The sequence below is a fragment of the Planifilum fulgidum genome, from assembly GCF_900113175.1.
GTDB lineage: Bacteria > Bacillota > Bacilli > Thermoactinomycetales > DSM-44946 > Planifilum > Planifilum fulgidum.
The window spans coordinates 119083-139686 of the sequence record NZ_FOOK01000006.1 but is presented as its reverse complement, the minus strand read 5'-3'; the positions used below and the strand labels follow the sequence as shown (position 1 = coordinate 139686).

Genomic DNA, 20604 nt, shown 5'->3' with positions numbered 1-20604 from the left:
GAGGGAAAGCGGTGAATCTGTTTGTTTACGGGAGTTTGCGCGCCGGGCGAAAATATCATCACTTTCTCGAAGGAGCGCCGCTCGTGGCGGATCGGGCGTGGACACGGGGGCTGCTCTACGATACGGGACTGGGCTATCCCGCCATGATTCCGGGCAGGGGGATCGTCCGTGGCGAAGTTTATCGCGTTGACCGGGATCGGCTGAAGCGCATCGACCGTTTGGAGGATTTTTACGGGCCGGGCGATCCGCGGAACACGTACGAGCGCGTGGTGCGGACCGTCTTTACTCCCCTCGGCCCTCTTTCCTGTTTTCTTTACCTCTACGTCGACAAAGACCGGTTGCGGGCGCACGGGAGGAGGATACGAAACGGGGTCTGGAATGAATGAATTATTTAGAAATCAGTTAAATTTTTTTCTGACTCCAATATCGGCTCTTTTGTTATAATGGAGTTGAATAAGCACTCATTCAGTAGGGACAAAATTCCATCCAATCGATTGGAGGATGGGGGCGTGAAAGCGAAGGTTCCATTGTTTGACAGTCTTGGGCGGCCCATCTGGTTTGACCGGGAAGAGTTTCGAAATCATGTGATTCCGGAAAATCTGAAAGCCGAATGGGACAACCCCCAGGAGCTCTACGAATTTGTGGTTCAAATTTTTCGGGACGGTTTTATCGAAGAGGCGGAAAAAGGGGCGGACCGTCTGCTGGAACTGTATCGGCGCGACGAGGGGACCCTTGTGTTGAAGGCGGCGGTGCTCCTTCGCAAGGGGGATGACGTCGGGGCGGAAAAACTGTTGTTGGAATGTATCGAAAAGTACCCCAAGCGGGGAGTCGCCCACACGTTTCTCGCCCGGGTGTATTCCCGCCGCGGCGACCGGGAGGGGGCCCTTTCCGCGCTGAGGCAGGGACTCAGCCTGGAGCCCAATCAGGAGATGGCCTTGCGCTGGTTGGTGGAGCTGTATCAGGAAAAGAAGGAGGATCCGGTGCCCGCGCTTGAGCCCTTTGCGGAGATTGCGGGGGCCTTTTGGCCGCAATTGGAGCTGGGACGGCTTCATTTGGAGAAGGACCAAATCCCGGAAGCCCTCCGGTGGTTTGAAGCGGCGGTGGAAGTCACCCGCGGCATGCGAGGGGAGAAGGAGCCCCCGAGTTACGAGGAAGAAGTGGCGGTGATGACGTCGACCGCCAAAATGCGCCAGCGGGGATTGCGCGATGAAGTGATCGATTTCTGCCGGAAGTTCTGGGTGCCCACCTTCGCCACTCCCTTTGCCGGGCTGGACTACGTGCAAGCCCTGGAAGAGGCGGGCCGGGTGCAGGACGGGATCGACGTGTTGAAAGCGATGCTTCCTTATCTCCTCCCGGAATACCGCTCCTTTGTCGACCAACGGCTGCATCATCTCGAAAGCAAATCCCTGGTCCGGCGGCGTTGATTGCCTGATTCCTCCGTTTGCCAATCGGGCCCTTTTCCCTTATCATCGTCTTAGAAAACGTGCATCCGGAGGAAAAGATATGGCAGATTCCATCTACGAATGGCGCTTTGACCCCCGCCTCAATATCCGCCGCCTGGTCCTCCGCGCCGATCCCGACCGCTTGACGGATGCGGAAAGGGCGGAATTGGCGGCTCGCTATCAGGAGATGGCGGCCCAGATTCCGGCTCAGGTCAAGGCCTTTGAAAAGCGGTACATGGCCTGTTACGAGGAGCTGAAACAGGCGGAGGACGATGAAACCTTCTACTCCCTGATCGACGAGATGAATGACTTGTCCAGCCGGATCAGTGATTTGAACATTCTCTACCTGGAAATCGAAGGCCGCTACTTGGCGGAAAAGGTTCACGGCTGATCCGATCCCCGCTGGAAAGCGAATACAATCCGGGGCGGTGCATGGAAATGCTGGGGCATTGGAACAGGAGGGTGCTGTTGGCTCTCTTGTTTTCTTTTATGGCGGCGTGCTCCTCTCCCGGGGACAAGGGGACGCAGCCAAGTCCGGGGGAGGGCAAGGGAGAAGGCGGTTCGCCTTCCGTCGAAACCGTGGCCGAAGGGTTGGCGACTCCCTGGGAGATCGAGTTTGCGGGCGAGGATATCTACATCACCGAAAGGGAAGGCAGTATCGTCAAGGTCCGCGGCGGCAAAAAGGAACGCCAGCCCCTTTCCCTTTCGCGTCCGGTGGTCCAGGAGGGGGAGGGCGGATTTTTGGGAATGGCTTTGGCCCCGGATTTCGAGAAAACCCGGCGGGCCTACGCCTATCACACCTACCGCGAGGGGAATCGCCTCCTCAACCGGGTGGTTCTGCTTGAGGAGACCGACCGGGGGTGGAGGGAAGTCCGTTCCCTTCTCGAAGGGATTCCCGGGGGTGCGATTCACAACGGCGGCCGCCTCCGGGTGGGGCCGGATGAACGCCTCTACATCACCACAGGCGATGCGGGAGACGAGGAGAGCGCCCAGGAGCCGCGCAGCCTCGGGGGGAAAATCCTGCGGCTCAAGCTGGACGGTACCGTTCCCGCGGACAACCCGTTCCCCGGCTCGCCGGTTTATTCCTGGGGACATCGCAATCCCCAGGGGCTGGATTGGTCCGATGACGGGGTGCTGTACGCTTCCGAGCACGGCCCGTCGGGGATGCCCTCGGGGCACGATGAGATCAACCGGATCAAGCCGGGAAAAAACTACGGCTGGCCGGAGATCATCGGGGATCAGGGACGGAAGGGGATGGAGCGCCCCCTGTTCCACTCCGGCTCCGATACCTGGGCCCCCTCCGGGCTGGCCGTTTCGGGGGAAAAGGTGTATGTGGCGTGCCTGCGGGGCGAACAGGTCCGGGTTTTCGATGTGAAGCGGCGGACGTCGGAGGTTTTTCTGGAAGGCCTGGGTCGGGTGCGCGACGTGGCGATCCGGGACGGATATCTGTATCTTCTGACCAACAACACCGACGGCCGCGGCGATCCGAGGCCGGGGGACGACAAACTGCTTCGGATGAAGCTGAAAGAGGGATGAATCGGGCTTGTGAGGGTGCCGGGCGGATTTGATTTGGAAGAAAAACTGCCGGCACCCCTTCAGGCATTATTCATTCTAACATTCATTTGACTGTTGAAGTGAAGAGGGGGATTTGTTATCCTTATCCTGAGAAATGCCTGAATGGGGAGTGCGGTCATGTCCTCTTCAAAGCGGGACGATGTGTGCGAGGTTTTTTGTCATGACCCGGAGAAAGTGCGGCGGATCAAGGAGCGGCTTCCGGAAACGGAACCTTTGGTCCCCGTGTTCAAGGCGCTGGCGGATCCGACGCGCCTGAAAATCGCCTGTGCCTTGATGGAGGATGGGGAGCTGTGCGTCTGCGATGTGGCTCATGTCCTGGAGACCACCGTTGCGTCCGCTTCCCATCACCTCCGCCTGATGAAAAACCTGGGTCTGGCCAAAAGCAGGAAGGAAGGGAAACTGGTGTTTTATTCCCTGAAGGATGAACATGTCCGGCAAATTCTCGCCATCGCGATGGAGCACGCGATGGAGCACGACGCGGAAAGCAGGAGGTGACGGAGTTGTCGCAACAGGAGAAGTACATCTACAGGTTGAGCGGACTTACCTGAGCGGATTGCGCTGCTCAGTTTGAGCAGAAGGTGAAGCAAGTCCCCGGGGTGGTGGATGCCCGGGTCAACTTCGGCGCCTCCAAAATCACCATTGTCGGGAAAAGGCTCTCTCCCGCCGAGATCAACCGGCTGGGCGCCTTTGACGACATCCGGGTGGTTCGGGAAGACGAGGAGCGGAATGCCCATTTCTGGCTCGGAAACCGGCAGGTTCGGCTGACCGCCCTTTCTTTGGGATTTTTGCTGCTGGCCCTCCTGTCGCAAGGGCTTGACGCCCCGTCTCCCCTGACGATCGGGCTGTTCCTCCTGGCGACGGCGGTCGGCGGGTGGGAAACGGCCCGGAAGGGATTTCCCGGTCTTCTCAAGCTCCGGTTTGACATGAACACCCTGATGACCGTCGCCGTCGCCGGCGCGGTGGCCATCGGCTACTGGGAGGAAGCGGCGGTGGTCGCTTTTCTGTTCGGCGTCAGCGAAACCCTGCAGGCTTATACCGTCGACAGGGCCCGTCGTTCGCTGAAATCCCTGACGGAGTGGGCCCCCAGGGAAGCCGTTGTCCTCCGGGGCGGAAAGGAACGGGTTCTGCCCGTCGAAGAGGTGGCGATCGGGGACATCATGCGGGTGAAACCCGGAGAAAAGCTGGCCATGGACGGGGTGGTGGTTGCCGGCCGTTCCACCGTCAACCGGGCCGCGATCACGGGGGAGTCCGTCCCGGTTCCCGTGGAGCCGGGCGGCGAAGTCTTTGCCGGTTCGATCAACGGGGAGGGCGCTTTGGAAGTCCGGGTCACCAAGCGGGCGGAGGATACCACCCTGGCCCGGATCATCGCGCTGGTGGAGGAGGCCCAGGAGCAGCGGGCCCCGACCCAGGCCTTCGTGGACCGGTTCGCCAAGTACTACACGCCGGCGATCATCCTGTTGGCCTTCGGCATGGCGCTGATCCCGCCCCTTGTCTTTCGCGCATCCTGGCTTTCCTCCGTCTACGACGCCCTCGCCCTGCTGATCGTCGCCTGCCCCTGCGCCCTGGTGGTCTCCACGCCGGTGGCCGTTGTTTCCGCCATCGGAAATGCGGCCCACCGCGGAGTGCTGATCAAAGGGGGGCTGCACCTGGAAAACCTGGGTTCCCTGAAGGCCATCGCCTTCGACAAAACCGGGACCTTGACCCGGGGACAGCCCGTCGTCGCGGAGATCATCCCCTGCGGAGAGGTTTCCGAGCTGGAGGCCCTGGCCATCGCCGCGGCGATGGAGTCCCGCTCGGAGCACCCCCTGGCCCGGGCGATCGTGGAGCGCGCCCGGGAGAAAAACGCTCCTTCCAAGGAAGCCCGCGAATTTGAAGCCATCCCGGGCCTCGGGGCCCGGGCCGTGGTGGACGGGAAAACCTATTGGATCGGCAGTCCGCGGCTGTTTGAAGAGATGGGGGCGCCGATGGAAGGGATCCGGCCGGTCCTGGAGAATCAGCAGAGGCGGGGGAGAACCGCCGTCCTGCTGGGCGATTCAAGGGAAGTGGCCGCCCTTTTCGCCCTGGCGGACGCCGTCCGGGATTCCGCCAAACAGGCGATTTCCCAATTGAAACGGATGGGCATGGAAAAAACGGTGATGCTGACCGGGGACCACGCGGCCACGGCCCGGGCGGTGGCCGGGGCCGTAGGCGTCGACGAATACCGGGCCGAACTGTTGCCGGAGGGCAAGGTGGAAGCGGTCAAAGAATTGGAGAACGCCTACCGCCGCATCGGGATGGTGGGGGACGGCATCAACGACGCTCCCGCCCTGGCGGTGGCCACCACCGGAATCGCCATGGGCGGGGCCGGCACCGACGCCGCCCTGGAGACGGCCGACATCGTGCTGATGGCCGACGACCTTTCCAAGTTGCCCTTCACGGTGCGCCTGAGCCGCGCCGCCCTCCGAATCATCAAACAGAACATCGCCTTTTCCCTCATCACCAAATTTGCCGCGGTTTACCTGGTGTTTCCGGGATGGCTGACCCTGTGGCTGGCGATCTTCGCCGACATGGGGGCGACGCTGCTGGTAACGCTGAACAGCCTGCGCTTGATGCGGATTCGTCCCTGATCGGGAGGAAAAGATGAACAACGACCGAAATCTTCTCATTTACCGGCGATGGGCTCCCTTCTACGATCAGGTGATCGGGCGGTGGCCGGGATTGAATCGGGCCCGCCGCCGTTTCCTTTCCATCGCCGGTCTCCGTCCCGGCGAGCGGGCGCTTTTTGTCGGCGTCGGGACCGGGTTGGATTTGCCCCTCGTGCCGGAGGATCTGGAAGTTGTGGGCGTGGATTTGTCCCCGGAAATGTTGGAACGGGCAAAGCTTATGGCGAAAAACCGCCCATCGATCCGCCTGCTCCGGATGAATGCGGAAAACCTGGTCTTTCCGGAGGGATCCTTCGACGCGGTGTTTCTCCACCTCATCCTCAGCGTGGTCGAACACCCCCGCCGGGCCCTTGCCGAAGCCGTCCGGGTTCTTCGCCCCGGCGGCCGGTGCCTCATCCTCGACAAATTTGCGCCCGTCCACCGGCGGCCTTCGGGGATTCGCCGGCTTTTGAACCGTGTGGTGACCCGGCTGGGAACCGATATTGAGCGGTCCTGGGAACCGTGGGCGGAGGGTCTTCCCGTGGTGAAGGAGCGGGAGGAGGCGGCTTTGCTCGGAGGGAGTTACCGGATCATCTGTCTGCGGAAAAGGGAGAAAAAGGGAAAGTGAAGACGAAAGCGGCCATGGCGGCCGCTTTCGCCCTGTCAGGTCCTCCCGGCATGGATGACCCGGTCGATGATGCCGTATTCTTTGGCTTCCTCCGCCGTGAGGAAAAAGTCCCGGTCGGTGTCTTGCAGGACCTTTTCCAGGGGCTGCCCGGTCCTTTCGGAGATGATCCGGGAGATGCGCTCCCGGTCCCTGAGGATGCGGTCGGACTGGATCTTGATGTCCGAAGCCTGCCCCTTGGCGCCGCCCCAGGGCTGATGAAGCATCACTTCCGCGTTGGGAAGGGCGTGCCGTTTCCCGGGAGCTCCGGCGAGCAACAGGAAGGCGCCCATCGAAGCGGCCAGGCCCAGGCAGATGGTGGAGACGTCGGGCTTGATGTATTGCATGGTGTCGTAGATGGCCATGCCGGCGGTGATGGATCCTCCCGGGGAGTTGATGTAAAGGTGGATATCCTTTTGGCTGTCCCCGGCGGCCAGGAAGAGGAGTTGGGCGACGACGGTGTTGGCCACGACGTCGTCGATGGTCGAGCCGATGAAGACGATCCGGTCCTTCAACAACCGGGAATAGATGTCGTAGGAGCGTTCGAAGCGTCCGGTCTGTTCGACGACGATCGGGACGTGGTTCATCGAAACCATCCTTTCCATCATTGACAAAGGCCGGTCAAGCCGCCATGCAGCGGTTTTGGGGATTCCTGTCCGCCGGGATGCCGAAACCCGAGGAGATGACGACGATCTTGGCGGGTCGCCGCCCCGGCCGGGCGGGAATCGTCCATTCCGTCACCGCCGCCTCCTCCCGTTCGGAGCGGGGGCCGGGAAAAGAAATCACATTCGGCGCGGCCTTGCCGGTCCGGGAGGCATTTCCGCGGGGGGCGGGCCGATTCCATATGACGACCGGCCGATTTTCCGGAGCGCGCCCCGGGGCGTGACGGTTTTTCCTTTTGTTCATTCCGGTGTTCCTCCTTTGGGGATTTCGGGATAGATGACCGCCGTCACCCGGAAGGCGTTTTCATCGCCTTCCCCGGCGGCTCCGTATCGGTTGACCAATTCCTCCAGCATGGCGGCGTAGTCCCGCAGGAACGCGCGGCGCCGCTCTTCGGAATCCAGGTGCACCTTCATCTGCAGGGAGGCGCTGGGGATTTGCCCCTTGTTCTCCTCCGATCGTTCCATCAAAAGGAGCGCGTCCCGCCGGATCCGATCCGACAGGGTGATCAGATGGGCGAGGGCTCCCTGTTCCTTGATCCGTTCCGAAGTTTCGGGATTCAGCCCCACGGCCTCCGACAGGAGAAAGGATTTGGCGATCGCCTGGTACAGGACTTCCACCAGGTTGCGCACCTGCCGCGTTCCCACGCGGCGGACGAGGCCGACCTTTTCCAGCGATTTCAGGTGGTAGTTGATGCGCTGGGGCGTATCGCCGATCTTTCGCGCCACTTCCGCGGCGGAGGCGGGTTCCCTTACGATGGCCAATATTTCGGCGCGGAGGGGGTTCAAAAGTGCGGCGGCCTGTTCGGGGGATCGTACGACATGGGTTTCCGGAAGTTCGTGATTCATCCGGGTCCACCTCCATCTCAATCGAGCTCATCGTAAAAACATTTTATTACGTTATACACTTTTTGTCAAACGTGCCTTTTTGCCGATGACGGGCCGAACCATTGGTATAATCGTCGGAGAAGACATCCGGCGGGCGGATGGGAAAAAGCGGGAGGGAAGGGTTCAGTGGTGAACGACCGGTGGATGGAGGATACCGTCGAGTCGCTGAAGGAGGAGCTGAGGCGCATCGAGGAATGGGAAGAGGACCAGCGGGATCTCTGGTTTTGGGAGAGGCTGGGCAGACTTCCCTTTGCGCTGCTGGACCGGATGATGCCGAAGGCCGTTCACGACCGGATCGGCCAATTGTTGGACGAGTTGGGAAATTACATACAGACCGGCGGACAGTACCTGATCGATGAGGCGCCGGTGATGCGGCGACTGGCGGAGACGGCGGGGCGTCCGGGGGCGTTTTTGACCCCGGAAAAGGCCGCCGATCTTCCCTTGGCCTGCTTGAACCGGGCATCCGAGGAGATCAAGGCTTCCCATGTGCGCTTTGCCCGGTACCAGGGGGCGGTCACCGGGCTGGGCGGCCTGTTCACCCTGGCGGCGGACATTCCGCTGCTGCTCGGCACCAGTCTCAAGGTGATCCAGGAGATGGCCCTGGTTTACGGGTATGATCCCCGGATTCCGTCGGAGCGCGCCTTTGCCGTCTATTGTCTCCAGTTTTCTTCCTCGGACATCGTCGGAAAACGGGCGATCCTAAGCCGCCTTTCCTCCTGGGAAACGGGGGAGAGGATGCGGGAATCGGTCTCCCTGCTGGAGGGGTGGCGGGAAGTGATCATGAACTACGGGGATCAATGGGGGTGGAAGAAGCTGTTCCAGATGGTTCCCGTGGCAGGGGCGATTTTCGGCGCCTGGATCAATCAGTCCGCGGTGGAGGAAGTGGCGGAGGCGGCCCGGATGATGTACCGGAAGCGAAGGGTGTTGGCCAAGCTGGAGAAAATGGAGGGGGCATCGCGGCCGGAAGGTCCTCGATGAAAGGGGCCGTACCGCACGGTCCCGCGGCTTTCCCGGCACCATGCACGGGAATTTCACCGCCGTCACAAAAAAGGTGTGGATCGATAAGGGGCTTGGCTGATTCGCGGATCGAAGGGGCGGAGGGGATTGGTTTGAAAGAAAAAAACGGGATGCTGCATCCTTTTCAAGGAAACCGGCATGTCCTGGACGGAGAAAGGGGAGCCCGAATTCAATGCGCCCTTATCAACAGGCACGGCTGTTAGTGCCGGCGCCTTACGGCATTGTTCCCGGAACCCCGGTGTCGAAACCCTCGAGATTTTCAAGACCGACCGTTTAGATGCGTCACTGAACCGGAAGAGGGCGTTGCTCCTTCGGAGCCGGCGGATGCGCTTAAGCGGGACCGGACGGATAAAGGCGCTGCGGAAGGAGATATGGCCGTCGTCCAATGCGGCAAGAGAGGCGGGCGGTGAAGGAACATCGGTCCGGGATGGTGATATCTTTCGACGGGATGGATCGCCGCGCCACAGGCGGTGCCAGAGGGGCGACGGGGACCTGGATGCATCGGCGTTTTTCCGCTTCTTTACAACGGCTCTTTACCGCAAGCCGTGAGAAGAGGTGCCTCCAGGACCCCACCCGCCGCAAAATCAGGAGGCATGCATCCTGGAGAATCCGACACTCTCCCGGGGAAGCCGGGTTTGCCACCCGCCGGGGTTTTCCGGGCGGGGATGTTGAGGCGCGCGGAGACGGGAGGCGTTCTCTACGGCAGCGGTTCGGCTGCGCGCGTCGCCGATCGATCAATGGCGCGCAACGCGCATCGCCGGAGATTGGAAAACGTTTGTCCTGTCCGTTCCGGCGGGTTGATCAATAACGCGTCATTCCCGAAGGGAGCCCGCGCGGCAAGGGGCCATGGCGGATCATTGTTTCGGCGCGGCCGCGGTATCGCCGGCGGGCGGCTTTCGGGGGATCAGAAGATGGGATCGGCGGCCTTGTTGACCAAGTTCAGGTCGCAGTCCTTGCCGGTGTCGTAGGAGATGTTGCCGATCGCCCGGCGGAGAGTTTCGGGGAAGGCCTTTTCGGAAGACGACCAATATTCGCGGGTCTTTCGCACGATGCCGGTGGCTTCCTCCAGGGCCCGTTCCCACAGGGTCCAGAAGCTCTCCCGGTGCGTTTCCTCCGGGACGGCGGGATGGCGCCATTCGCTTTCCGATTCGTTCAGATAATCCCGGTGCGGGAAATAGGGCGTGTGGCGGAACGGGTCGATTTTTCCGAGGGTGAGCGCCCGCTTGATCCCCCAGGGATCGTAAAAGATGCGCAGGGCCTTGAGCATGTCCCGGTAGGCTTCGTTCAGCTCTTCCCTCCGGATGTTTTCGGTTTCCTCCGGGTAGTGCTTCCGCGCCAGGCGGTCGAAGACGTCCGTCCACACTTCCGGCAGGGACGGTCCCATGTCGATGCGCGGAGCGAGGGGAGTCCGCCAGGTTTCGATCCCGGCGAGCTTCCGGGCGACCAGGGTGTCGATCGTCACTTCCATCCGCTGGTGGTTGTATCCCTCGTATCCCGCCCGATAGTGGATGTAGGGATGGGTGGTCCGATCGAGGATGTGGTGGGTGATGAAACCGGTGACCGCATCGCGGATCGACGTTTTTTCCTTTGCTTCCTCGATCAGATCCCGCAGAAACGGTCCGCACCGGCGCAGGTGCATGGCGCTGCCGAGGCGGCTGACCCGATCATCCTTCACCCAGGGCCAGAATCGGTGGAAAAAGAGGAAATCGGGTCCCTGACAGCCGAGGTGAAACATTTTCTCGTCGCCGGGAGGGGGAAATCCCCCTTTTTCCAGGACGGTGTCGCCGAAGATCATGTGGGTCCATGCGTAGGGCAAGGAAAGTTCCCTCCGTTTTTCAGGATGAAACCTGCTCTATTTCCTGTTTGATTTCGACCCGGCGGGTTTCATCCCCTTCCGGGGGAAAACCGATTCTTCACCAAATTGTCGTCGGCGAAGCTGTGCGGGATGATTTTTCTTTTTGATTTCTTTTCCGTATGATAGAAGATGAATTCAGCGAGGATGGATAGGAAAGAAGAAGGAGGGTTTCTGTTGTCCATCGAAACAGCGATCGAAGCGGCGAAGGAAGCGGGGCGGTTGATCCGGCAGCGGGTGGAGACGACCAAACGGGTGGAAACCAAGTACACGGCCCACGATCTGGTCACCGAAGTGGACCGTCAGGCGGAGGAGATCATCCGTCAAGTCCTGCACAGGGCCCATCCGGACCATGCCATCCTCGGGGAAGAAGGGGTGGCGCCGGGGCCGGAAGCTTCCCGGGAGGCCCTGGAAGCGCACCGGGATTACGAACATCTGTGGATTGTGGACCCGATCGACGGCACGACCAATTTTGTCCACGGCTTCCCCTATTTTTGCGTTTCCATCGCCCTGGCCCGGCGGGGGAAGGTGGAACTCGGCGTGATCTATGATCCGATGCGCGACGAGTGTTTCACCGCCGAGCGGGGAAAAGGGGCCCGTCTCAACGGGGAGCCGATCCGCGTCTCCGAGGAAAATGACCTGGGAATGAGCCTGGTGGCCACCGGCTTTCCCGCCGATTACAAGGGAGCGCGCAAGATCAACACGGCGGGGCTGATCCGGCTTTCCTCCCGGTGCCGCAACATCCGCACCGCCGGTTCGGCGGCCCTGCACATGGCGTATGTGGCGGCGGGAAGGCTTACCGCGTTCTGGGAGCTGGAGCTGAACGCCTGGGACCTGGCGGCGGGTTCCCTGCTGGTGGAGGAAGCCGGCGGCCGCGTCACCGATACCCGGGGGACGCCCTACCACATCGGCGTTCGCCACGTCCTGGCCACCAACGGCCGGATCCATGAGGCGATGCTGGAGGAGTTGAGGGCGGCGGAAGCCACGGGGTTTGAAAAGCAGGAGGGATAAGGGAAAACGGAAGATATGAAGAGATCTTCGCAGGAGGCGGGGGCGTTTGGACGCGCTCTGCCCTTTTCCGGTGGCCGTTGCGCCGCCGTAAGCCGGAAGAATCCGCGAGGGGGAGATGTTAAGGGGGACGGTCGGCGCAGCGCCTGTTTCCGAGAAATGGTACAGGGCCGCGATCGGCGGCAAGGGCGGGCGCGTCGGCCGGCGTGAGGGAAACGGAAACCGCAAACGGCTGACGAGCGATGCCGGGCGGCGGCGCTGACGGGGGGCGAACGGGAGCGGAAACGGAGATTGGGGCAGCAGGCAAAGGAAAGGCGGCGCAGGCACGGGAGGTGGTGGCGGTGCAACCGGCCGAAAGGCAGCTTCACGCTTTGGTGGTTGGAGGCACGGGCATGCTGCGGGGGCTGAGCTTGGCGCTGGCGGAAGAAGGCCACATGGTTTCCGTCGTCGCCCGGACACCGTCGCGTCTGAAATCGTTGACCGACGAGGCCAAAGACTTTTCCGGCGCCATCAACCCTCTGCCGTTGGACTATCGGGACGGCACCCGGCTTCTCAAGGCTCTGCGGCAGGCCGTCGAGCGGTTCGGCCCCTTCGGGTTGGCCGTCTGTTGGATTCATTCAACGGCTCCCGAAGCGCTGCGGCAAGTCGCCGGGTTCATTGCCGATACTTCGGAGTCGTGCCGCCTTTTTCACGTCCGGGGCAGCGCGGCGGCCCATCCGCTCACCGGGTCCCGGCGGCCGCCCGGGTGGACGGCGTCGTATCCAAACATTCCGTATCGCCAAGTGATCTTGGGCTTCGTCATCGAGGGCGGAAGATCCCGCTGGCTGACCCACGCCGAGATCAGCGGCGGCGTGCTGGATGCGGTGCGGAATGACAGGTTGTTCTCCATTGTGGGCACCGTGGAGCCCTGGTCGTTGCGGCCGTAGGCCGGTTGCCCAATGCCAAGTGCACAAGGGTGAAAAAGATAGGGCATACTTCATCGCGCCTTTTTCCTTCAGACGCGGTGCCGACTCGTCGGCGCCCCCGCGAAGGTTGCCAGGGCTGGCGCCAGCCGTGCGGTGAGGCGATCGTGCGGTCATCTGCCGGGGGGAGGCGTATGCCTGCCATCTGTTGCGGCCGCTTGCGCCGGGAGAGACGATCTCCGGGCAATTGCCGGAATGGGCAGAACGCGGCCGACCGGGCCCCGAAGTTTGGTTCCCCCTGCCTTGCATTGCGGCGTTGGCAGGATATCCAGCCGTTCTGGCCCCGACGGCCCTTCCCCCGGCACGGGTTTGCCGGGGGAAGGCGGAGGATCGGCTCCTTGGGGCAGTTTCCGAAAGCCATTCCCGCCCCCGACGAGCGGCCGAAGGAGGGGGGAAGCCGGCGCTTTCCGGACGGGATGCGAAAATTGCGCCGCCCTTTGCGCCGTGGATATGCGGCCTTGCCGCTTCCGCGGGAAACCGGCGAACCCCGAAATCGGCAACGAGCGAAAGGGGCATCCGGGTTGTCACGCCCATCCGGGAGGATGGCAAATCCGGAACACTGCGGCATGGCGGGGTGGGCGCGCGGGCTCGAACTGTTTGTAAAATCCGACCTCAACGTGCCGTGATGAAACGGACGACCGCCCGTTTCTGCGCCGTTCCCCGGGCACGGATCGGCCGATCCGGGACGGCTAGAGGGCGGGAACGGGGCGTGCCGCGGGCCCGCCGCACGATCAGGTGGCCGGGATGTGGCTCAGGCCAGCCGTCGTTCCAGCGGGCGGCACGTCCATTGGGCATCCACAAGGGCGTGAGAGGAACAGTGAGGAGTGACGAGGATGAACATTGATTGGGAACGCGAAATGGAAAAGCGGCGCGAGGAGCTGCTTGCGCGGACAAAGGAGTTTCTCGCCATCGAAAGCGTGCTGGACGAATCCTCCGCCGGCCCCGGGGCCCCCTTCGGCAAAGGGGTGGCGGAGGCGCTGGAATACCTGCTGGATCTCGCCCGGCGGGACGGTTTTGAGACGAAAAATCTGGACGGGTACGCGGGTCACGTGGAATACGGCGAAGGGGAGGAATTGATCGGCATCCTGGGCCATGTGGACGTGGTTCCCCCCGGAGACGGATGGACGACGCCGCCCTTTTCCCCGGACATTCGCGACGGCAAACTGTATGCCCGGGGTGCCATTGACGACAAGGGGCCGACCATGGCCGCCTATTTCGCCCTCCGGCTGATCAAGGAGCTGGGGCTTCCCCTGTCCAAGCGGGTGCGCCTCATCCTGGGCACCGACGAGGAAAACCTGTGGCGGGACATGGCCTACTATTTTGAGCGGGAGGAAATGCCGTCCATGGGTTTTGCTCCGGACGCCGATTTCCCCATCATTTACGCGGAAAAGGGGCTCCTCGACCTCATCCTCGTCGGTGAAGTTCCCGACGCGGAAGAGGAGGCCGGTGCGGAGGTCTGGACGCTGGCCCGGTGGGAAGCGGGTCACCGGCTCAACATGGTTCCCGACCGGTCCCGGGCGGTTTTGGAGGGAAGCGGCGATGTCTTCTCCCTGAAGGAGAAGTATCAGGAGTTTCTGCTTAAGAACCGCATCCGGGGATACGCCCAGGAGGCGGACGATCACCTGCTGCTGGTTCTGGAGGGGCGTTCCCATCACGGATCCGAGCCGGACAAGGGGTTGAACGCCGGCCTGGAGATGGCCCGCTTCCTGAAGACGATTGCGCTGGACCCGGAAGGAAGCCGATTTGTCGGGCTGATCAACGAGTTTCTCGTGGATGACTTTTTCGGAAAGAAATTGGGCATCGCCCAGGAAGATGACACGGTGGGTCCCCTGACCGTCAACGCCGGCCTGTTCCGGTATCGGAGAGGGGGAGAACGGAAATTGGGGCTGAATATCCGTTATCCGATCCGCGGAAACGGCGAGGACATCCGGAAGGCGGTCGCCGAGCGGGTTCGTCCCTACGGTCTCGAGATCGGAGAGACGGACCACAAGCCGCCCCACTACATCGATCCGGAGCATCCGCTGGTCCAAACCCTGTCCCGGGTGTACGAGGAGCGGACGGGGGAAAAGGCGTCCCTTCTCGCCATCGGGGGAGGCACCTATGCCCGGGCCCTCAATAATGGCGTCGCCTTCGGTCCGCTCTTTCCGGGCAAGGAGGAGACGGCCCACCAAGCGGACGAACATATCGAGGTGGAGGACCTCCTCAAGGCGGCGGCCATCTACGCCCAGGCGATTTATGAGTTGGCCAGGTGAAGCGGAGGGGAGTACCTTGCGATCCGCCGAAGGGATCGCGGCACCCCCTTCGCCGCCGCAACAGGGGTTTTTCTCACCGGCTTTAAAGGGAGGGAGGCGTTTTTCATGGCGCTGAAGATTCGCGTTTACTCGGACTACGTGTGACCCTTCTGTTTCATCGCGGAGGTTCCGCTGAAGGAAGCCGTCCGGGGAAAAGATGTGGACGTGGAGTGGATGCCCTTCGAACTCAGACCCGAGCCACAGCCGACGCTGCGGCCGGAAGGGGAATATCTTAAAAACGCCTGGAAAAACACGGTCTATCCCCTTGCTGAACGCTTCGGCGTAAAAATGGTCCTCCCCCGGGTGTCCCCCCAACCGCACACCCGCCTCGCCTTTGAGGGATATCAATACGCCAAGGAGCACGGAAAGGGAGAAGTATACAATCACCGGATGTTCACCGCCTTTTTCCAGGAGGAAAAGGATATCGGCGACATCCATGTTCTGACGGAGCTGGCAGAGGAGTTGGGTTTGGACGGGGAGGATTTCCGCAAAGCCTTGGAAACGGGTAGATATCGGGAAGAACATCGGAAAGCCCTCCGCCATGCCTACGAGGAAATGAATATCCAGGCCGTGCCCACCTTCGTCATCGGCAGCCGGGTGTTGACGGGCCTCTATGATGCGGACGTCCTGGAACGGGTGATCGAGGAGGAACTGAGCAGGAGAAGCGGGAAAACCCGCGGAGGTTTCGCCTGCGATGCGGACGGATGTGACTGAAAACCCCTCAAACGAGGGGTTTTTTGTTTTTCCTTCGGCGGAAAGGCTTGAGGGGGCGGTTTTCTCCAGAGAGCCGCTTGGGGCCTTCCGCCATCGGCCGCCCTCTTTCCCGGGGAGAAAAGGCCAAAGCCTTTGGACAGCCGTTACGGCCTTCCCAAGTCGGAGGAATCGTCCCCCGTCCTTTGGGAGCGGGGGCTGATTTGACGAAGCGGCAGGAAGGTTGGACGCGGCGGTCCCCGAGCGGTGAACCGGACAACCCTTGCCAGCCCGATGGTGTTCGGCCCTCCCCCGGTTTCCCTCGGACGTGGGAGCGGCAGGTATGTTGAATCCGGGGAGGGAGCAATCCGCCTTATTGAACAGGGAAATGGATCGTGAAAAGGGCGGGTAAGCCTCCGTTTTGGACCGGGAGGCCCGCCCCCCGCCGAGGCCAACGGCAAAATAAGACCCGGGTTGGATGGGAAATCCTTCCCGTGCCGGATCTTGCAAAGGGTTCCGCCCTTTATGATCGAAATAACCTCCCCGGATGGACTGGGGGGAACCAAAGGATAAGGGCGGGAGGAATGCATGAAAAGGGTAGATGAGGTGCTGCTCTGGCTTTTTGTCATCAACCTGGGCATCGCGTTCGGAGCGGGGATTTACGAAGCGCGGATCGTGATTCCCGGGTTCGCGGACGCCCCGCCGGATACATGGCCGAATACCGGGCTCCTGTTCTGGGTCTATGTCACGACAGGCCCCCTCACCCTGTTGACTTTGGCCAACACCCACGCCGCGCTGAGATCCCGGGGGCCGCAGCGAAAGTGGCACTTGGCTGCCGTCGGCCTTCTGATCGTCGAGCGGCTGGCCACTTTCTCCTACTTTATTCCGACCATGGCCGGGCTGATGGGGGCCGAAGGGCTCAGTCAAGGGGAGATCGCCGCCGCGTAGTCCGAATGGCAACTGTACAATCACGGGCGTCATTTGCTCACCCTGTCCGGGTGGCTGGCCGCGCTGAAGGCCCTCACGCTCACCGGCCGGCAGAGGACGAACGATATTTCATGAGGATATCGCGGGGGAGCCGCGCCGGGCGGTGCAGCTCCCCTTGCATGTTTTCCTAAGGTCCCGGGGTTTCCCCGAGCGGCCGAGGATTCATCCCTGTGCCGGTTTGCGAGGCGGGCACTTCACCTCCCGGTGGCTTTTCCCGGCAGTGTGACACGTTTCCCTTGCCGTCACCTTTTCGGTTTTCCCATTGACCTCCCGGCGGGAGACGTTGGAGAATGGAAGCATCAGTTATCGATTCGGATAAGGAGCGATCCGCATGTCAGCGCCCAACATTCTCATTGTCGAGGACGACCGGGAAATCAGCCGCTTGATCGACACCTACCTGCGCAAGGAGGGATACCGGACAGACCGGGCGGCGGACGGGAGCGAAGCCTGCATGCTGCTTGCCGCCCGCAGCTATCATTTGGTCATCCTGGATCTGATGATCCCCGAGATCGACGGTTGGGAAGTGCTTCGCCGCATCCGGGCAAAGGGGGCCGTGCCGGTGATCATTTTGTCGGCGAAGGGGGAAGAGGCGGACAAGGTGCTGGGGTTGGGACTGGGAGCGGATGATTACCTGACCAAGCCCTTTTCCATGGCCGAGCTGATCGCCCGGGTGAAGGCGCAGTTGCGCCGCTATCTCTACCTGAACGATTCGTCCGCCCAGGGGCCGTCCGTCCTGGAGCACGGGGATCTGAAGCTGGATCTGAACACCTACGAGGTCCGGGTGGGGGAGCGGCGGGTGATGCTTACTGCGAAGGAGTTTGAGATTCTCAAATTGTTTCTTTCCCACCCGGGCCGCGTTTTTACCAAGGCCCAGATCTTCGAGTCGGTCTGGAGGGAAGCCTTCACCGCCGACGAAAATACGGTGATGGTGCACATTCGGCGCCTGCGCACCAAGATCGAGCCGGACCCCTCCAACCCGAAATATATACGGACCGTGTGGGGCATTGGTTACCGGCTGGGGGGAGAGGATGGATGACGGTCGCGGCTGCGGGGATCCTGCTTTTTTTTGTTCTTCTCCTCTGGCTGGTGCATCTCCGGCGGAGCCGCCAGATCCGCCAGATGGCCGACACGCTGGAGGCGTTCGCCGAAAACAACCGCAACCTCCGGATCCGCCTGTTTACGAAGGACCCGGCTCTGACCCTCCTGGCCCTTCGCATCAACCGGCTGGCAGAGCAGTTTCAAGGGATGGAAGAGCGGACCGCCTATCTGGAAGCGGAGCGGAAACGCCTTTTGACCCACGTTTCCCACGACCTGCGCACCCCCCTCACTTCCCTCCTCGGCTATGTGGAGGCCCTGCGGCGGGATCCCGATTTGACGGAGGGGGATAGGGCGGAATATCTGGAGGTCATCGAAGAGAAGGCCAAAAGATTGACCGTTTTGATCAACGATTTCTTCGAGCTGGCCAAGTTGGAAGCCGGCGACACCGAGATCCGCCTGCGGCCGATGGATGTGTGCGAACGGGTTCGCGAGTCGGTGCTCACCTTTTATCGGGAGATCACGGAAGCGGAATTGACGCCGGAGATCCGGATCCCCGACGGGGAGATCCTCGTCCTGGGAGACCCTTATGCCACGGAGCGGATTCTGAACAACCTGATCGGCAACGCCCTGCGGTACGGCCGGGAAGGGGGCGTGATCGGCGTGGGCGTCCGCGAAGAGGAGTCTTGCGTTTGGGTGGAGGTGTGGGACAGGGGGCCCGGGATTGCCGAGGAGGAATTGCCCCGGATCTTTGACCGCCTCCACACCGGCGACCGGTCCCGCAATCCCCATATGCGCGGAAGCGGTCTCGGCCTGACCATCGTCAAGCAGTTGGTGGAAAAACAGAAGGGGGAGATCCGGGTGGCAAGCGATCCCCATCGCAAGACGGTGTTCTCCTTCTCCCTGATGAAAGCGAAGGAATCGGGGAGCCGGATACCGGACCCGTTGCCCCCTTTGTAAGGGTTTTTTAAGGGTTGTTTTCAAAGGATGTAAGATTGGCCCGATATACTCCGGAATGAAAGGGGGCAAGCGGAGTGGACATCGTGCTGAGGACCCATCAGCTCACCAAGCGGTACGGGAAGAAGCTCGCCGTCAGCGGCGTGAACATGACGGTGAAGAGGGGGGAGATCTACGGTTTCCTCGGGCAGAACGGAGCGGGGAAAACCACCACCCTGCGCATGATCACCGGCATGGTGAAACCGACTGCCGGCAAGATCGAGCTGTTCGGCAGGACGGAGGAAAAGGGGCGGCATCGGTTGTTCCGGCGGATGGGAACGATCATCGAGACGCCGGGCGCCTACCGCAATCTGACCGCCTGGGAGAACCTGGACTTGCACCGCCGGCTGATGGGCGTGCCCGAGAAGGAACGGGTGGAGGAGATCCTGGAACTGGTCGGTCTGACGGAAGCCCGCAACGTGAAATACAAGAAGTTTTCCCTGGGGATGAAACAGCGCCTGGGCATCGGCCGGGCCCTGTTGCACCAGCCGGAGTTTCTGGTGCTGGATGAGCCCACCAACGGGCTGGATCCCCAGGGGATCATGGAGATTCGCCAACTCCTCCGGGATTTGGCCGAAAAGCGGAAAATCACCATCCTCATCTCCAGCCACATTTTGAGCGAAATCCAGCAGCTGGCCACCAAGATCGGCATCATACACCAGGGAAGGTTGCTGGAGGAGATCGATTACGAGACGCTGCAGCAAAAGAACCGCCATTATCTCCAGCTCAAGGTGAGCGACGACCGCCGTGCCGCCTTTTTGCTGGAAAATCGGTTGCGAATTGCCGATTATCAGGTGGCGGAGCCGGGAGTCCTCCGGGTTTACGAGCGGCTCCATGAGTCGGCGCGGATCAACCGCCTGCTGATCGAAAACGGGGTGGACATTGCGGAAGCGACGCTGATGCGGGACTCCCTGGAGGATTACTTCATCCGCCTGACGGGGGTGAGGGCGAATGGGATGCATTCTGAGCGCCGAGGCGCGTAAGTTCAAGCGGTCCGCCATCCTGTGGGTGATCGCTGCGGTGGTTCTGTTTCCCGTCGCGGTGAGCCTGCTGATGGCGATGGGGATGGAGGCGAACGGTCGCAGGGTTCCTTTTTTCATATTTTTTAGCAACCATTTTCTGTTCGTCCATTTGCTCATCGGGGCTCCCCTGTTTACGCTGATCGCCGGGTACGTCTTTTCCCGGGAGCACCAGGAGCGGACGATCAACCACCTGCTCACCTATCCGTATTCCCGCTGGCAGTGGTATGCGGGAAAGCTGCTGATCGTGGCTCCCATCGTGGCCCTTGTGCTGGCGGTCCAGTTCCTTCTGCAATGGGGGGCCGGCGCCCTGTATACCGGTGAATTCCTGCCGAAGGATGCCTTTATGGATGTGCCGGCAAGTGAGATGTTGATGCGGATCATCAAGGCGGCCCTGCTGGGCATTTTGTTCCAGATCCTGCTCATCCCGGCCGGAGCGGCGGCGGGGATCCTCGGGAAAAACGTGATCGCTCCCGTCGTTTTGGGCGTCTGCGCCGCCGGGATCAACGGGGTGATCCTGATCGCCGGGATCTCCATGAAATATGCCGCCCTCAATCCCTGGTTCATTCCCATCCTCCATTCGGGGATGATGGCCGAGACGCCTTCCGATGACGTATTTCTCCGGGCATACGTGTCCCTGGCCGCCGTCTGCATCGTCTCGCTGGCGGTGGGCCTGCACCGCTTTGTGAAGGCCGATGTGCACAGCGGTTCGTGAGATTGACGGCCGGAGGGCGTGCGGATCGTTTCCGGCGGAGGGCCGGGGCGCGCAATGCGGAGGCCGAGGAGGCCTCCGACCGGCGCCCGTGGAGGAGCCCATACCGCACGACATTTTACATGGATCGTCCAAGCCGGCAAAAAAGCCGTCACCCGATGGAGGGTTGACGGCTTCAAACATTTT

General features: G+C 61.7%; 21 protein-coding genes. 17 read left to right on the top strand and 4 right to left on the bottom strand.

All coding sequences use genetic code 11. The features are described 5' to 3' along the window. Positions 1 to 11: 11 nt before the first annotated feature. The 7 genes from BM063_RS05440 (at position 12) to BM063_RS05410 (ending at position 6266) form a co-directional block, all read left to right on the top strand. Positions 12 to 386: a gamma-glutamylcyclotransferase family protein gene (locus tag BM063_RS05440; protein WP_092036622.1), complete on the top strand. Its 375-nt coding sequence runs from the start codon at positions 12 to 14 to the stop codon at positions 384 to 386. A gap of 123 nt (positions 387 to 509) precedes the next feature. Then, positions 510 to 1424 carry a tetratricopeptide repeat protein gene (locus BM063_RS05435; RefSeq protein ID WP_092036620.1) on the top strand — a complete coding sequence of 305 codons (915 nt, stop codon included), beginning with the start codon at positions 510 to 512 and terminating at the stop codon, positions 1422 to 1424. 79 nt (positions 1425 to 1503) lie between these two features. After that, positions 1504 to 1833: a hypothetical protein gene (locus BM063_RS05430; RefSeq protein ID WP_092036618.1), complete on the top strand. Its 330-nt coding sequence runs from the start codon at positions 1504 to 1506 to the stop codon at positions 1831 to 1833. Positions 1834 to 1904: 71 nt separating this feature from the next. Continuing rightward, on the top strand, positions 1905 to 2978 hold the full coding sequence (locus tag BM063_RS05425) for a PQQ-dependent sugar dehydrogenase (RefSeq protein ID WP_245752090.1): 1074 nt from the start codon (positions 1905 to 1907) through the stop codon (positions 2976 to 2978). Between the two features lie 156 nt (positions 2979 to 3134). Continuing rightward, positions 3135 to 3512: an ArsR/SmtB family transcription factor gene (locus BM063_RS05420; RefSeq protein WP_245752084.1), complete on the top strand. Its 378-nt coding sequence runs from the start codon at positions 3135 to 3137 to the stop codon at positions 3510 to 3512. Next, complete coding sequence (locus BM063_RS05415) at positions 3509 to 5623, top strand: heavy metal translocating P-type ATPase (RefSeq protein ID WP_245752082.1); 2115 nt, start codon at positions 3509 to 3511, stop codon at positions 5621 to 5623. The genes BM063_RS05420 and BM063_RS05415 overlap by 4 nt, the downstream gene beginning before the upstream one ends. A 13-nt stretch (positions 5624 to 5636) precedes the next feature. Then, a complete protein-coding gene (locus BM063_RS05410) occupies positions 5637 to 6266 on the top strand; it encodes a class I SAM-dependent methyltransferase (RefSeq protein ID WP_092036610.1) in 630 nt (209 codons plus the stop codon). Positions 6267 to 6301: 35 nt separating this feature from the next. Here BM063_RS05410 and clpP read toward each other — a convergent pair whose 3' ends face one another. Genes clpP through BM063_RS05395 form a run of 3 tightly spaced genes read right to left on the bottom strand, consistent with a single transcriptional unit; the run spans position 6302 to position 7810 of the window. After that, positions 6302 to 6889 (bottom strand): ATP-dependent Clp endopeptidase proteolytic subunit ClpP, encoded by a 588-nt coding sequence (gene clpP, locus BM063_RS05405; protein WP_092036608.1) that lies wholly within the window; start codon positions 6887 to 6889, stop codon positions 6302 to 6304. 34 nt (positions 6890 to 6923) lie between these two features. Continuing rightward, positions 6924 to 7208, bottom strand: coding sequence for a hypothetical protein (locus tag BM063_RS05400; RefSeq protein WP_092036606.1), 285 nt, complete (start codon positions 7206 to 7208; stop codon positions 6924 to 6926). Next, a complete protein-coding gene (locus BM063_RS05395) occupies positions 7205 to 7810 on the bottom strand; it encodes a helix-turn-helix domain-containing protein (protein WP_092036604.1) in 606 nt (201 codons plus the stop codon). Before BM063_RS05395 ends, BM063_RS05400 begins: the two co-directional genes overlap by 4 nt. Before the next feature lie 183 nt (positions 7811 to 7993). Here BM063_RS05395 and BM063_RS05390 point away from each other — a divergent pair, with 183 nt between their 5' ends. Next, positions 7994 to 8827: an EcsC family protein gene (locus BM063_RS05390; protein ID WP_092036690.1), complete on the top strand. Its 834-nt coding sequence runs from the start codon at positions 7994 to 7996 to the stop codon at positions 8825 to 8827. 943 nt (positions 8828 to 9770) lie between these two features. Here the strand turns inward: BM063_RS05390 and BM063_RS05385 are convergent. Next, positions 9771 to 10682, bottom strand: coding sequence for a hypothetical protein (locus BM063_RS05385; RefSeq protein ID WP_092036602.1), 912 nt, complete (start codon positions 10680 to 10682; stop codon positions 9771 to 9773). A 183-nt stretch (positions 10683 to 10865) separates the two neighbouring features. Here BM063_RS05385 and BM063_RS05380 point away from each other — a divergent pair, with 183 nt between their 5' ends. The 9 genes from BM063_RS05380 (at position 10866) to BM063_RS05335 (ending at position 20421) form a co-directional block, all read left to right on the top strand. Further along, positions 10866 to 11729 carry an inositol monophosphatase family protein gene (locus BM063_RS05380; RefSeq protein ID WP_092036600.1) on the top strand — a complete coding sequence of 288 codons (864 nt, stop codon included), beginning with the start codon at positions 10866 to 10868 and terminating at the stop codon, positions 11727 to 11729. Between the two features lie 338 nt (positions 11730 to 12067). After that, on the top strand, positions 12068 to 12652 hold the full coding sequence (locus BM063_RS05375; protein WP_177199001.1) for a short-chain dehydrogenase: 585 nt from the start codon (positions 12068 to 12070) through the stop codon (positions 12650 to 12652). Between the two features lie 869 nt (positions 12653 to 13521). Next, positions 13522 to 14940 (top strand): dipeptidase PepV, encoded by a 1419-nt coding sequence (gene pepV, locus BM063_RS05365; protein WP_092036687.1) that lies wholly within the window; start codon positions 13522 to 13524, stop codon positions 14938 to 14940. A 105-nt stretch (positions 14941 to 15045) separates the two neighbouring features. Next, complete coding sequence (locus BM063_RS05360; RefSeq protein WP_092036594.1) at positions 15046 to 15693, top strand: DsbA family oxidoreductase; 648 nt, start codon at positions 15046 to 15048, stop codon at positions 15691 to 15693. A 564-nt stretch (positions 15694 to 16257) separates the two neighbouring features. Then, complete coding sequence (locus tag BM063_RS05355) at positions 16258 to 16617, top strand: hypothetical protein (RefSeq protein WP_218154414.1); 360 nt, start codon at positions 16258 to 16260, stop codon at positions 16615 to 16617. 370 nt (positions 16618 to 16987) lie between these two features. Beyond that, positions 16988 to 17692 (top strand): response regulator transcription factor, encoded by a 705-nt coding sequence (locus BM063_RS05350; protein ID WP_092036592.1) that lies wholly within the window; start codon positions 16988 to 16990, stop codon positions 17690 to 17692. Beyond that, positions 17689 to 18651 (top strand): sensor histidine kinase, encoded by a 963-nt coding sequence (locus BM063_RS05345; protein WP_092036590.1) that lies wholly within the window; start codon positions 17689 to 17691, stop codon positions 18649 to 18651. Before BM063_RS05350 ends, BM063_RS05345 begins: the two co-directional genes overlap by 4 nt. A 74-nt stretch (positions 18652 to 18725) precedes the next feature. Then, entirely contained in the window at positions 18726 to 19670 is a 945-nt protein-coding gene (locus BM063_RS05340; RefSeq protein ID WP_092036588.1) for an ABC transporter ATP-binding protein, read from the top strand. Beyond that, complete coding sequence (locus BM063_RS05335) at positions 19639 to 20421, top strand: ABC transporter permease (RefSeq protein WP_092036586.1); 783 nt, start codon at positions 19639 to 19641, stop codon at positions 20419 to 20421. Before BM063_RS05340 ends, BM063_RS05335 begins: the two co-directional genes overlap by 32 nt. Positions 20422 to 20604: the final 183 nt, after the last annotated feature.

Bases quoted from the DNA above. Each gene is read 5' to 3' on its own strand.
- BM063_RS05420 (WP_245752084.1), top strand. From the start codon at position 3,135: ATGTCCTCTTCAAAGCGGGACGATGTGTGCGAGGTTTTTTGTCATGAC.
- BM063_RS05400 (WP_092036606.1), bottom strand. From the start codon at position 7,208: ATGAACAAAAGGAAAAACCGTCACGCCCCGGGGCGCGCTCCGGAAAAT.
- BM063_RS05410 (WP_092036610.1), top strand. From the start codon at position 5,637: ATGAACAACGACCGAAATCTTCTCATTTACCGGCGATGGGCTCCCTTC.
- BM063_RS05335 (WP_092036586.1), top strand. From the start codon at position 19,639: ATGGGATGCATTCTGAGCGCCGAGGCGCGTAAGTTCAAGCGGTCCGCC.
- BM063_RS05380 (WP_092036600.1), top strand. From the start codon at position 10,866: ATGGATAGGAAAGAAGAAGGAGGGTTTCTGTTGTCCATCGAAACAGCG.
- BM063_RS05430 (WP_092036618.1), top strand. From the start codon at position 1,504: ATGGCAGATTCCATCTACGAATGGCGCTTTGACCCCCGCCTCAATATC.
- BM063_RS05350 (WP_092036592.1), top strand. From the start codon at position 16,988: ATGTCAGCGCCCAACATTCTCATTGTCGAGGACGACCGGGAAATCAGC.
- pepV (WP_092036687.1), top strand. From the start codon at position 13,522: ATGAACATTGATTGGGAACGCGAAATGGAAAAGCGGCGCGAGGAGCTG.
- clpP (WP_092036608.1), bottom strand. From the start codon at position 6,889: ATGAACCACGTCCCGATCGTCGTCGAACAGACCGGACGCTTCGAACGC.
- BM063_RS05395 (WP_092036604.1), bottom strand. From the start codon at position 7,810: ATGAATCACGAACTTCCGGAAACCCATGTCGTACGATCCCCCGAACAG.
- BM063_RS05355 (WP_218154414.1), top strand. From the start codon at position 16,258: ATGAAAAGGGTAGATGAGGTGCTGCTCTGGCTTTTTGTCATCAACCTG.
- BM063_RS05390 (WP_092036690.1), top strand. From the start codon at position 7,994: ATGGAGGATACCGTCGAGTCGCTGAAGGAGGAGCTGAGGCGCATCGAG.
- BM063_RS05345 (WP_092036590.1), top strand. From the start codon at position 17,689: ATGACGGTCGCGGCTGCGGGGATCCTGCTTTTTTTTGTTCTTCTCCTC.